This is a genomic window from Cyanobium sp. Copco_Reservoir_LC18, from assembly GCF_009834675.1.
GTDB classification, from domain to species: domain Bacteria; phylum Cyanobacteriota; class Cyanobacteriia; order PCC-6307; family Cyanobiaceae; genus Cyanobium; species Cyanobium minutissimum.
In genome coordinates, this window is the sequence record NZ_ASAC01000017.1 from 1 (window position 1) to 11,174 (window position 11,174).

The 11,174-nt window shown below is 66.9% G+C and carries 10 protein-coding genes; 6 read left to right on the forward strand and 4 right to left on the reverse strand.

Going from position 1 to position 11,174, the window contains the following annotated elements; translation table 11 throughout:
* Positions 1–90: 90 nt before the first annotated feature.
* A complete protein-coding gene (locus L107_RS09725) occupies positions 91–246 on the reverse strand; it encodes a hypothetical protein (protein ID WP_236550619.1) in 156 nt (51 codons plus the stop codon).
* A gap of 267 nt (positions 247–513) precedes the next feature.
* Positions 514–1,002 carry a helix-turn-helix domain-containing protein gene (locus tag L107_RS09730; RefSeq protein ID WP_159818345.1) on the reverse strand — a complete coding sequence of 163 codons (489 nt, stop codon included), beginning with the start codon at positions 1,000–1,002 and terminating at the stop codon, positions 514–516.
* A gap of 303 nt (positions 1,003–1,305) precedes the next feature.
* Here L107_RS09730 and L107_RS09735 point away from each other — a divergent pair, with 303 nt between their 5' ends.
* Positions 1,306–2,412 carry a methyltransferase gene (locus L107_RS09735; protein WP_159818347.1) on the forward strand — a complete coding sequence of 369 codons (1,107 nt, stop codon included), beginning with the start codon at positions 1,306–1,308 and terminating at the stop codon, positions 2,410–2,412.
* A 63-nt stretch (positions 2,413–2,475) separates the two neighbouring features.
* On the opposite strand, the gene L107_RS09740 is transcribed toward L107_RS09735, so the two are convergent.
* Positions 2,476–3,789, reverse strand: a complete 1,314-nt coding sequence (locus tag L107_RS09740) for a 3-oxoacyl-[acyl-carrier-protein] synthase III C-terminal domain-containing protein (RefSeq protein WP_159818349.1) — start codon at positions 3,787–3,789, stop codon at positions 2,476–2,478.
* 627 nt (positions 3,790–4,416) lie between these two features.
* Here L107_RS09740 and L107_RS09745 point away from each other — a divergent pair.
* Together L107_RS09745 and L107_RS09750 are read left to right on the forward strand one after the other, a co-directional pair.
* Positions 4,417–5,721 (forward strand): homoserine dehydrogenase, encoded by a 1,305-nt coding sequence (locus tag L107_RS09745; protein WP_159818352.1) that lies wholly within the window; start codon positions 4,417–4,419, stop codon positions 5,719–5,721.
* Between the two features lie 78 nt (positions 5,722–5,799).
* Positions 5,800–6,630, forward strand: a complete 831-nt coding sequence (locus L107_RS09750) for an HpsJ family protein (RefSeq protein WP_159818354.1) — start codon at positions 5,800–5,802, stop codon at positions 6,628–6,630.
* A 1-nt stretch (position 6,631) separates the two neighbouring features.
* Here L107_RS09750 and L107_RS09755 read toward each other — a convergent pair whose 3' ends face one another.
* The gene (locus L107_RS09755) at positions 6,632–7,486 is read right to left on the reverse strand and encodes a hypothetical protein (protein WP_159818356.1); all 855 of its coding nucleotides are present in this window, start codon (positions 7,484–7,486) and stop codon (positions 6,632–6,634) included.
* 181 nt (positions 7,487–7,667) lie between these two features.
* Between L107_RS09755 and L107_RS09760 the strand changes: the two genes are divergently transcribed.
* The 3 genes from L107_RS09760 to L107_RS09770 all read left to right on the forward strand — a co-directional run bounded on the left by L107_RS09760 (position 7,668) and on the right by L107_RS09770 (position 11,151).
* Entirely contained in the window at positions 7,668–8,450 is a 783-nt protein-coding gene (locus L107_RS09760; RefSeq protein ID WP_159818358.1) for a hypothetical protein, read from the forward strand.
* A gap of 62 nt (positions 8,451–8,512) precedes the next feature.
* Complete coding sequence (locus tag L107_RS09765; RefSeq protein ID WP_159818360.1) at positions 8,513–10,135, forward strand: ABC transporter substrate-binding protein; 1,623 nt, start codon at positions 8,513–8,515, stop codon at positions 10,133–10,135.
* Positions 10,132–11,151 (forward strand): ABC transporter permease, encoded by a 1,020-nt coding sequence (locus tag L107_RS09770; RefSeq protein ID WP_159818362.1) that lies wholly within the window; start codon positions 10,132–10,134, stop codon positions 11,149–11,151. The genes L107_RS09765 and L107_RS09770 overlap by 4 nt, the downstream gene beginning before the upstream one ends.
* Positions 11,152–11,174: the final 23 nt, after the last annotated feature.

The window sequence follows — 11,174 nt, forward strand, 5'->3', positions numbered from 1 at the left end:
GGGCGGGGGGGGGGGGGGGGGGGGGGGGGGGGGTGAGGCCACCCGGCCCATGAGGCACCGGCGGCCGGTACAGAGCCGCAGCTAGGCCTGCTACAGGGCGTTGCTGGCGGACCAGGTGCCGTGGGGCATCACGCAGGCCCACTCCTCCAGAAGGGTCGACTGCTTCGCAGAAGCCTGCGGCTGGATGAACCGCTCGGCCTTGCCGTTGGTCCTTGGGGTGTAGGGGCTGGTCTGCTTCGCCTTCAATCCCAGGGCCTGGCAGTCTTTTCGCCACCCATGGGACTTGTAGGCCGAGCCGTTGCCTGTGAGCACCCGTCGGCACTCGATTCCTGGCCGTTGAACCAGGCCACCGCGCGGCTCAGGAAGCCCACCGTGATTGGGCGCTTCTCGTCGGACAGGACCTCGATGGAGGACAGCCGGGTGGCGTCATCCACAGCCACGTGGACCTTCTCGCAGCCAGCCCCGGGTGAGGTGCCGTTGCGCGGATCGCCGTAGATCCGGTGGCCGACCCGCTCAAAGCGGGCCAGTTGCTACTCCTTCGGAGAAGGCTGCGGCTAGATGTCGACATGGATCATGTCGCCCGGCTTCTCCCACTGGTAGCGCTGCACCGGTGGACACTGCTTCGCAGAAGCGCAAGTGCTGCGGATCGATGTTGCGCAGACGGATCAGCCCCAGGCGCCGCATCGCCAGGGCCAGGTTGGCGATGGGCACCAGCAGCGGTCGGGCGATCTTGCGGAGGGTGCAGCGCTGGTGCCTGAGCTCCACGGCCTGCTGCAGGGACTGCGGATCGAGCGTCCGCCGCTGGCTGAGGCGAACACTCCGTCGATCCGCCAGTGCCACTGGCCCATCTGAACGGAAGCGCGCCAGCCACTTGCGGGCGGTGCGTTCACTGATCCCGTGGCCTGCTGCCAACTGAGCGAGGCCAGTGCCCGCGTCGAGATATTGCCGGATCCGGCGTTCCCAACCGATCGGTATCTGGCGGGCGTTCGGGGGTGTCTGCATGGGGTGTGAGATCTAGGGCTGCTGGGTCGCACCACAACCCTGTCGGCCTCACTCCCCTATGTCAGCCGGAACAACCTGGTGGCGCTACACAGCCAACGACCTGATCTCATCATTGTTCGAGGGAAATTGATGCGGATTTCCCATTGATTCTCATTTTTGGGTTAAAGAATCATCCTAGATTAAATCAGCCATAGCGGGCCATTCCCAGAGCATTGGAAAGATTCGACTCATGGATCTTTCCAGTCCTTTTCAGTCTGTCATCCGACCTGACATGGCTGAAGCCGCTGCTGATCCTCCAGACGAATGATTTCCGTACCGATCACTCCAGCCACCGCCCAACCCGCTCGCACGCTGGCGGGCAGCATTCGCCGCGTGCTGCAACGCCTCTTGGCGGATCCCGCCCCGCTTGAGCGAACCATTGCCGGCACCCTCGCCCAGCGATCCCTGGTGGCAGCCGCGAACACCGGGATTCTCGATGCCCTGATCGATCCCCCCGGCAGTCATGGCCATGACCTGGCCCGCCTCTGCCACTGCTCCCCAGACGGGGTGGACATCCTCCTCCACGCCTTGGCGGGCGCAGGTCTGCTATCCCGCTGCGGCCGCGGCTGGAGGGTGCGGCGCTCCTACACTACCTTGCTCAGGAAGGAGTCTTTCCTTCGCTCCTGGCTCGATTACTCCGACACCGTCATCGCCCCCGCCTTGCTGTCTCTGGAGGACAGCGTCCGAAATGGCAAGCCGGAGGGCCTGAGCCGGCTGTACGGCCATGACCGGCAGGACTTCTATGCTGCCGTGGCCAACGATCCTGTCAACGGCCCGATCTTCTCGAAGTTCATGCGGGCCTACAGCAGCATCAACCGGGAGACCGTCGCCCGCCAGAGCGTCTTCTCCGGGCCCGTGAACATCCTGGATCTCGGTGGTGGCGACGGCGACCTGGCCATGGCCATCGTCACCCACCATCCCGAAGCCAAGGTGACGGTGGCAGATCTACCTGTGGTGATCGAGCGGACCAGCCAGTCGTTCTCAACCCATCCGCACGCCTCGCGACTGAAGACGGCCGGAGTGGACCTGCTGCAGGATTCCCTTCCCGGCGGCTATGACATCATCCTCTGCGCCCATGTGATCGATATTCTCTCGCCCGAGGAAATCAGCGGCTTGCTCACCAAGGCGCGGGAAGCACTCGCACCCAAGGGGAAGCTGGTGGTGTTCACTCCTGTCACAGCCGACCATGGCCGCGGCCCCCTGATCAACAGCCTGATGGGCATCTACTTTCTCGCCCTGGCCCGCGGGAAGGGACGGTTCTACAGCACCAGGAGGCTGCGGGAGATCGCTGCTGACTGCGGCTTCAAAGCTTTTCGCGATATTCCCCTGCCTTGTGATGAAGTTCTTCTCATCGGAGAAAGGGGGAACTAAATCATTACCTGGCCAAAAAAGTGGTTGGAAAATCTCCAACCACTTTTCGATGGGAATAGTATTTCAGACAACGCGAAGGATTGCTCCTGCAGCCGTAAGTCCAGGTCCGAAGACAATCGTCGTGACGAGAGTACCAGAGCGAATGGAATCATCCGACAGGATGTCAGCCCACATGTGGGGAGCGGTCGCCGAGGAGAGATTTCCACGATCATGCAGGATCCTGCGCGACCAGGCCATTCGATCTTCAGTGACATTCAGAGCGTCTCTGACCTTATCCAGAATGCGTGGTCCGCCTGGATGAATGGCCAGTAAGGAATCAGGGAAGTCACGGGACTTCACCAGTCTTGCCCGTTCGTAGAGGTCATGGAGGAATGTGTTGACATGGTCAGCAATCCGATCAGGAATGGCCTTATCCAAGATCATGTGCATGCCACTGTCGACAATGCTCCACTGCATCAACTCGCTGGTTTCTGGGATGATGTACTCATGGGTGGCAAGCAGCTCGAAAGAACGGTGAGATCCCCTGTTGGATGCCCCGGGTGACCACATTTTGTAGGCGACAACCCCATCGCCGAACAGGCTGTGACCAACGATCTGGTCAGGGGTCCGTCGGACAGGATCCGCATGAAGGGTATGCAGTTCCGTGTGCACCACGTCCACCGTGGCTTCCTCCGGTCGGCCCTGGGCCATGGCACCGGCCACCAGCCCGGAAGCGACACGCAGGGCAGGGACCGATGCGTGGCAACCGTGGTGGTACACCTGGGTGACCGTGGTAGAACTCCAGCCTTGGGAACTGGCCAGTATCTGCGGTGCGCTGGGGGATTCGTAGGCCGTGCAGGTGACGTGTAGGAGATTGGCAGGCTTCACCCTCTGACCAGAGAACAACTCATCGAAGATTTTCTCAGTGAACCGCTTGAAGGCTTCACGACGGCGGCTCCATCCCCCGAGACTGAGAGGATCTTCAGGGTCAAACACCTTCCATTCTTCGGGGGGGAGCAGGAAATCCTCAGTGTAGGTGAACCGACGCGAAAGCTGCTTAGGACTGCAGCCGAAGCGGTCGAACAGCTTGGCGTAGAGGGCACTTGCGGACTCGAAAGAAGTGTGTTCCCCTTGGGCAACGGCGGCTCGGGCGAAGATGCCCACGAGAAAAGTGAACAGTTGCTCCTGGGGAATGGAAAATGGAGGATCGACGATTCGGAAGTCCCCAATTCTGCAGTGGGTGGAAGAGGGCTGTCGGGCGGCCTGGAACCTCAGGGAAGAGGGGAAACGGGAAGGGGAGGAAGCCGACGGCCGCGATAGCGTTGAGGTCATGGGGTGGGAGGGGGAATGCTGATTGATGAAGCCAGTTCGCCATTTGGGATTGCCGATGTCGCGCATCATTTGATCAGCAGTCCTCGGAGAGTATGCGAACAATGGTCCCTGCAATGGAACGCAACGTCAAGTGTGCAGCTTTGTCATTGGCACAAAATGGCAACGCCTCACGGAGGGCAATTGTTTAGCTTCATTCTCCCATCATGCTCTCTCGGGGTTCACTCTCCGGCCACTGTCACATTCAGGGCTGATTCACGCTCAACACAGAAAAGCCCGGATTAAAGCCTAGATTGCCACCACCAACAACTCGATTTCTGGGAAACACTGTCCTGGACGGGATCCTGGAAAATGGAGAGAAGATTTCAGCCTTTTTTCCAGATTGCTATCTCAGGATCTCATCAACCAGTGAAAAAACCGCCAAAAAACCTCCAAGAACAAACCAGCAAAACGTAGTCCTCGTTACCGTTTTGCCCCGCCCCGCCCGCGGTGACGACAGCCCTCCTGCATGCCGGCCGTCCTCGAGGCAGCCCATCGCAAGTCCACAGGGTGCCGCTTTGGCGTTCTGCCAAGGTCCTTCTGCGCTGGGGCCATCAGGTCGATTGCCATGAACGGAGATGGAAGCTTCGACGCCGAGCCGTGGCGACTGGTGGTGAGGGGCCTTTCTACTATCGATGTCGTCCGTATCTCTTTCCCATGACCATCGGTGTTGGCCTGCTCGGATTGGGCACGGTGGGAGCCGGTGTGGCCTCCATCCTCACCAGTCCAGAGGGGCGCCACCCGATGGTGGCGGATCTCGCCCTGCGCCGGGTGGCCGTTCGCAATCCCCAGCGGTCCCGGCCCGTGACCCTGCCCCCAGAGAGCCTGGTCACCGATCCCCTCCTGGTGGTGAACGACCCGACGGTGGACATCGTGGTGGAGGTGATGGGGGGTCTGGAGCCGGCCCGGACTCTGATCCTTAGGGCCATCACCGCCGGCAAGTCCGTCGTGACCGCCAACAAAGCGGTGATCGCCCGCCACGGCGAGGAGATCGCCGCCGCCGCCGCCGAGCGTGGGGTGTACGTGCTGATCGAGGCGGCCGTGGGAGGGGGCATACCGATCATCGAGCCCCTCAAGCAGTCCCTAGGGGGGAACCGCATCCGGCGCGTGAGCGGCATCATCAACGGCACCACCAACTACATCCTCAGCCGCATGGCCGACGACGGGGCCGGCTATGGGGAGGTTCTGGCCGAGGCCCAAGCGCTTGGCTACGCCGAAGCGGATCCGGCGGCCGATGTGGAGGGCAGCGACGCGGCAGACAAGATCGCCATCCTGGCGGGGCTGGCCTACGGAGGGACCGTTTCCCGCGCCGGCATCGCCACCGAGGGCATTGATCGTCTGGACGCCCGTGACGTGGCCTACGCCGCCCAGCTGGGCTTTGTGGTGAAACTGCTGGCGGTGGCGGAACATATGGGGGACGACGCCGAGGGCGGCGCGCTGCTGGACGTGAGGGTGAATCCCACTCTCTTGCCGAAGTCCCACCCCCTGGCCGGAGTCCACGGGGTGAACAACGCCATCCTCGTGGAAGGGGACCCGGTGGGTCAGGTGATGTTTTACGGCCCGGGGGCGGGGGCGGGCCCCACCGCCTCGGCGGTGGTGGCTGACATCCTCAACATCGCCGGCATCCGCAGGGTGAGTGGGCCTCAGGCAGGCCTGGATCCCCTGCTGGCCGCGAGCCGCTGGCGCCGCTGCTCCCTGGTGGACAGCTCCCGCACAAGCCACCGCAACTACGTCCGCCTGCGCACCCGCGACGAGGCCGGGGTGATCGGCAAGATCGGCACCTGCTTCGGCGATGCGGGCGTCTCGATCCAGTCGATCGTTCAGTTCGCCGGCCACAAGGGGGCCGCCGAAATCGTGACGATCACCCACGAGGTGCTGGAAGCCCGTTTCCGCGAAGCCCTCACAGCCATTGAAGCGCTACAGGAGGTGCAGGCGGTGGCTGCCAGCCTGAGGACCCTGTAGCTGAAAGAGGAGATCGGACGTCACGGGGAGGCTAATTTTGCGCCATCCCCCTATCTGCCGAAAGGATTCCACCCAACAATGCTCCATCCCCTGACCGGTCAGACCATCGACCCGGGCGCCGATCCGGACGGTGGACCCATCGACGAGAGAACCGCGACCAAGATCGCAGGGAGCGACCTGCTCATGGCGGTCGGGAAGGGCCTCTTTCTCGTCTTCCTGGGCTACGCGATCGTGGATTCCCTGCCCTTCCAGCTGCTCAATCCCAACTGGCAGCTGCGCTTTGTGGCGCGGATCCTGTCCCTGGGGTCGATTCCCCTGGTGGGATTCGCCTGCGTCCACCTCGCGGCGATCCTCAACCCGGCCAACGTCCGCATCCGCAAGCGTCTCCTCACGTTGCGCCAGTGGGCGATGGCCGCCGCCATTGGCTTCCTGTTGCTGATTCCACTGCAGGGCTTCGCCACATGGAGGTCGTACACCGATGCCAAGACCAACCAGCAGACCCTGATCCGACAGGCCAACCGGCGGGTGGCCCCCCTGAAGCGAGTCATCGAATCCGCCACCAGCACCGCCGACCTGCAGCAGAAGCTGTCACGGCTTGAGGGAGTCCGCCTTCAGCTGGCACCGGAAGACCTCACCAGACCCCTGGCCGAGGTCCAGAAATCGATCATCGCGAACCTCGAGCGATCCCAGAATCTTTACGTCGACCGCATCGCCAGCACGACCGCACCTACCCAGATCTGGGCAGCCCTCCAGAACGCGGCGCGCACGCTGGTGGCATCGATCGGTTTCTTCATCGGCTTCGCCGCCGGGGCCCAGTTCGGCCCATCTCCACTGACGCTCCAGGAGAGGATGTCGGGGTGGAGCCAATCGCTGTTTGGTGGGCGTCGACGACGATCACGGCGCCCCTGAATCAGCGCCCCTGGCGCAGGCGCTGCCGCAGCCGGCGGCTGCAACGCCAGGCCAGGGCCACCCCGGCCACGGGCAAGGGACCGGGCACGGAGGCCGGGTCGGCAGCCTCCCCCTCACCACCGGGCTGCCCGGAGGGGCCGTCGCCGCCATCACCGGGCAGCTCGCCGGGGCCGCCGCCGGGCAGCCCGCCGGGGCCGCCCCCAGGCTGCCCGCCGGCGGGGCTTGCCGGGGCCGGGGGAAGCAGGGCGGTCTCGAACACGCCATCCCCCACCCCGGGGTCGTCGGTCCGGTCGGCGGGCTCGGCCACCAGGGCAAGCACCGGCTCGAAGGAGGGGGAGCCGGCCGGCACGATCCGGAAGGGGACGAAGGCGCCCGTGGAGCCGTCGAAGACGTTGTCGAAGAGGGTTCCGGCCTGCCAGGTGAGCTGCAGCGGCGCAGTTGTCGCCGTCCCCGCCCAGCGGAAGGCGAGGGGGTTGGTCAGGCGGAAGCTGCCCCGGCCGGGCCCGTCGCCGGAGCGCGCCAGAAAGAAGCCCGTGGGAACGACGAACCCATCGATGATGGAAACGGACCCTGAAGGGGAGCCGGGCAGGAAAGGGGGCACGACCAGTCCCGTGACGGGGTTGCTCAGGCCAATCCCACCGAGGCCGATGCGGATCTCCGGCTCCCGCCCGAAACCGGGGACCAGCAGCTCCCGGAGCTCCCGAAGCTCGGCCAGGGCCTCGTGGCCAAGGCTGCTCTCGGCCGGGGCCGCCGTGCTGGCGATCAGGCAGCTGACCAGGACCAGGGGAGGGTAGAGATGGGCGGACGGGCGGAAACGCCTCAGACCGAAGGCACCCAACCCAGGGAAGCGCACCATGTACAACCAGGAGTGTTTCACCACTTTATCAGCCTACCTTCAGACTTGCCCGGTTTACGCTTCAGTCGGCCGGCTGGGTCGGTCCGCCGGACCGTCCGCCGCGCCCTGACGACGCGGGTGGGCCCCCCTAAGGTCTGGGCCGCTGGCCAGCCCGCACCACCCTGTCCAGCCCGGACCTCGGATGCCTGACCACTCCGCCAGCCGTGAGGAGACGATCGCCGGCTTCAGCCGCCTCTTCGCCTGGAGCGGAGGCGGACTGCTGCTGGTGTTCCTGGCGTTCGTCCTGGTCGACTCCCTGCCCCTCGCCCTCCTCAGTCCCTCCTGGCAGCTGCGGTTCACCAACCGCATGGTCAACACCGCGCTGCTGGCCCTGCTGGGGTTCCTGCTGCTGCACCTCGGGCTCTACATCGAGCCCACCAACGGCTTCCTGCGGGCGAGGCTGGCCATCGCCCGCCAATGGGCGATCGTCGTGGTGTTCGCCTTCCTGCTGCTGGTGCCCCTGCAGGGCTTCGCCACCTGGCGGCTCCTCTCCCAGGCGAAGGGCGCCCAGGCGATGCAGCGCAACGTGCTCGACACACGGGTGACGGAGATCCGCCAGGCGATCGAAGCGGCCACCAGCCCGGAGGACCTGCAGGCCCGCTTCTCCCGGCTTCCGGCCCCCCGGCCCCAGCTGCCCCCGGCGGCCCTCAGCCTGCCGCTCAGCGAGCTGAAGCAGAGCCTGCTCGATGAGCTCCAGAAGACGGAGACCCGCGCCTCCGGCCGGATCAGCGGCCCAGCCCCCACCGACGTCTGGGCCCTCGGCCAGGGGGTGGTGCGGGTGAGCATCGCCTCGGTGGGGTTCGCCGCCGCCTTCGCCGCCGGCGCCCAGCGGCCGGGGGCCTCCCTCACCCTGCTCCAGCAGCTGGTCCGGCAGCTGGAGATCCTGCGCGGGCGGCGCCCCAGGAGCCAGCGACGGACCCCCTGAGCTCCGCCGTCGGGCCTGCGCTGGACAGGCCGCTTGAATGGGCGCCACCGGATCGCAAGGTCTTGCCGACGACCAGGGGCAGAACAGCGCGCGGGCCGGCCGCGACGGCCACGGCCCTCGCCACCCTGCTGCTGGCCCTGCCGCTGCTGGCGGGCTGTCAGCCATCGGGATCGCGCCGCTCCCTGGTGGTGGCGACCAAAAGCCGCATCGATTCCCTCGATCCGGTCCAGGCCTCGCGCATCGGCGTGATGCAGGTGCTCAGCGGCCTGGGGGACCCCCTCTATGCCATCGACGCCAACGGCCGCATCGAGCCACGGCTGGCCACGGCCCTGCCGCGGCTGAGCCCGGACGGGATGCGGGCCCGCATCCCCCTGCGGCGGGGGGTGCTGTTTCACGACGGCACCCGCTTCGATGCCGCCGCCATGGCCTTCTCCCTGCGCCGCTTCATGGCGATCGGCACCCTCGGCTACCAGCTGAGCGAACGGGTCGCGAGCGTGCGGGTCACCGCTCCCCACGAGATCGAGCTGGTGCTGAAGCGCCCCTTCAGCCCGCTGCCGCGGCTGCTCAGCGCCATCTTCCTGACCCCGGTCTCCCCCACCGCCTACCGGCAGCACCGGGACAAGCCCCTGAACGACCGCTTCGTCGGCACCGGCCCCTACACCCTGGCTTTCTTCGGCGGCCAGCAGCAGCGGCTGGTGCCCTGGTCCCGCTACTGGGGCCGGCGGCCGGCCAACGGGGGCATCGACCTTGTGACTCTGAGCAACTCCACCGCCCTGTTCGGGGCCCTGCGCAGCGGCGAGGTGGACCTGCTGCTCAGCACCGGCCTGGAGATCGACCACCAGCAGGCCCTGAAGCGGGACGCGGCGGCCGGTCGCCTGCGGCAGGCGGTCGGCCCCTCCCAGGAGATCAGCCTGGTGTCCCTGCTCACCGACCAGCCACCGTTGAACCGGCCCGCCCTGCGCCAGGCGGTGGCCCGCAGCCTCGATCGGGCCACCATCGTGCAGCGGGTCACCCTGGGGCTGCGTTCCCCCCAGCGCCAGCTGGTCCCCCCGGACCTGCCGGGCTCCGATCCCACCGCCTGGCCGGCCTACGACCCCGCCGGGGCCCGCGCCCTCTACCGCCAGGCCGGGTACTGCGGGGGCAAGGTGCTGACCCTGCCGTTCACCTACCGCTCCGACATCCCCACCGACCGCCTCTTCGCCCTCACCTGGCAGGCCCAGCTGCGCCGGGACCTGGGCGACTGCGTGACCCTCGAGGTGAGCGGCATGGAATCCACCACCGCCTACTCCCAGCTCGACAAAGGCGCCCTGACGATGCTCTTCTACGACTGGATCGGTGATTACCCCGATGCGGAGAACTTCCTGATGCCGCTGCTCTCCTGCAGCAAGGCCGAGGGGAACCGCTGCCTGGAGGGCAACAGCGTGCTGGGCGGCACCTTCTGGACCGCCCCGGGGCTGGAGGAGGAACTGCAGCGCAGCAGCCAGCTGGACGGCCCCGAGCGGACCGCCCTGCTGGTGGCCATCCAGCGTCGGGTCGCCGCCGCCAGCCCCTACCTGCCGGTATGGCTGAGTGCGCCGGTGGCCTGGGGGCAGCCGGGGGTCAGCCAGCCCCGGTTCGACGGGTCCGGCCGGGTGGTGCTGGGGGAGCTGCGCCGTCTCCCCGCCGCCGCGGCCCGGGTGCCATGAGCCGCCGTTCCGACCTGGCGCGCTACCTGGCCTCCCGCCTGGCCCTGGCTCCGGTGATGCTCTGGCTGATCGCCACCCTGGTGTTCCTGCTGCTGCGGGTGGCCCCCGGGGATCCGATCGATGCCCTGCTGGGCACCCGCGCCCCGGAGGCGGCCCGCGCCGCCCTGCGGGGCCAGCTGGGTCTGGATCTGCCCCTGGCCGAGCAGTACGGCCGGTTCCTCGGCCATCTGCTGCGGGGCGACCTGGGCACGTCGCTCACCAACGGCGAACCGGTGACCCGCATCATCCAGGCCAGCCTGCCCGCCAGCCTGGAACTCGGCGTGGTGGCCCTGCTGCTGGCGGCCGTGGCGGGGCTGGCGGTGGGCTTCAGCGGCATCGCCCGCCCCGAGGGACGCATCGATCTGGCCGGCCGCCTCTACGGCATCAGCACCTACGCCCTGCCCCCCTTCTGGGCCGCCATGGTGGTCCAGCTGGTGTTCTCCGTCTGGCTCGGCTGGCTGCCGGTGGGCGGACGCTTTCCCGCCACCCTGATGCCGCCGCAGGGCACGGGCTTCTATCTGCTCGACAGCCTGCGGGCGGGCGACTGGGGCCAGCTGGTCGGCAGCCTGCGCCACCTGGTGCTGCCGGCGGCCACCCTGGGCCTGCTGCTCAGCGGCATCTTCACCAACGCCCTGCGGCTCAACCTGCGCCGCGCCCTCGGCTCCGACTACGTGGAGGCGGCCCGCAGCCGGGGCCTGAGCGAGCGGCGGGTGGTCCTGCACCACGCCCTGCCCAATGCCCTGCTGCCGGTGCTGACGATCACGGGCATCACGGTGGCCTCCCTGATCGGCGGCGCCCTGCTGATCGAGGTCACCTACTCCTGGCCGGGCATCGCCTTCCGGCTGCAGGAGGCGATCGCCCAGCGCGACTATCCCGTGGTGCAGGGGATCGTGGTGGTGGTGGCGGCCCTGGTGGTGCTGGTGACCGTGCTGGTGGACCTGCTGGTGGCCCTGCTGGATCCCCGTATCCGCTTCTGAGCGCCGGACCGGAGCCGGGGCCG

What these genes read in the sequence shown, in the direction of transcription:
- L107_RS09750 (WP_159818354.1), top strand. Translation starts at nt 5,800, where the DNA reads ATGCTCCATCCCCTGACCGGTCAGACCATCGACCCGGGCGCCGATCCG.
- L107_RS09740 (WP_159818349.1), bottom strand. Translation starts at nt 3,789, where the DNA reads ATGCGCGACATCGGCAATCCCAAATGGCGAACTGGCTTCATCAATCAG.
- L107_RS09730 (WP_159818345.1), bottom strand. Translation starts at nt 1,002, where the DNA reads ATGCAGACACCCCCGAACGCCCGCCAGATACCGATCGGTTGGGAACGC.
- L107_RS09735 (WP_159818347.1), top strand. Translation starts at nt 1,306, where the DNA reads ATGATTTCCGTACCGATCACTCCAGCCACCGCCCAACCCGCTCGCACG.
- L107_RS09745 (WP_159818352.1), top strand. Translation starts at nt 4,417, where the DNA reads ATGACCATCGGTGTTGGCCTGCTCGGATTGGGCACGGTGGGAGCCGGT.
- L107_RS09755 (WP_159818356.1), bottom strand. Translation starts at nt 7,486, where the DNA reads ATGGTGCGCTTCCCTGGGTTGGGTGCCTTCGGTCTGAGGCGTTTCCGC.
- L107_RS09770 (WP_159818362.1), top strand. Translation starts at nt 10,132, where the DNA reads ATGAGCCGCCGTTCCGACCTGGCGCGCTACCTGGCCTCCCGCCTGGCC.
- L107_RS09760 (WP_159818358.1), top strand. Translation starts at nt 7,668, where the DNA reads ATGCCTGACCACTCCGCCAGCCGTGAGGAGACGATCGCCGGCTTCAGC.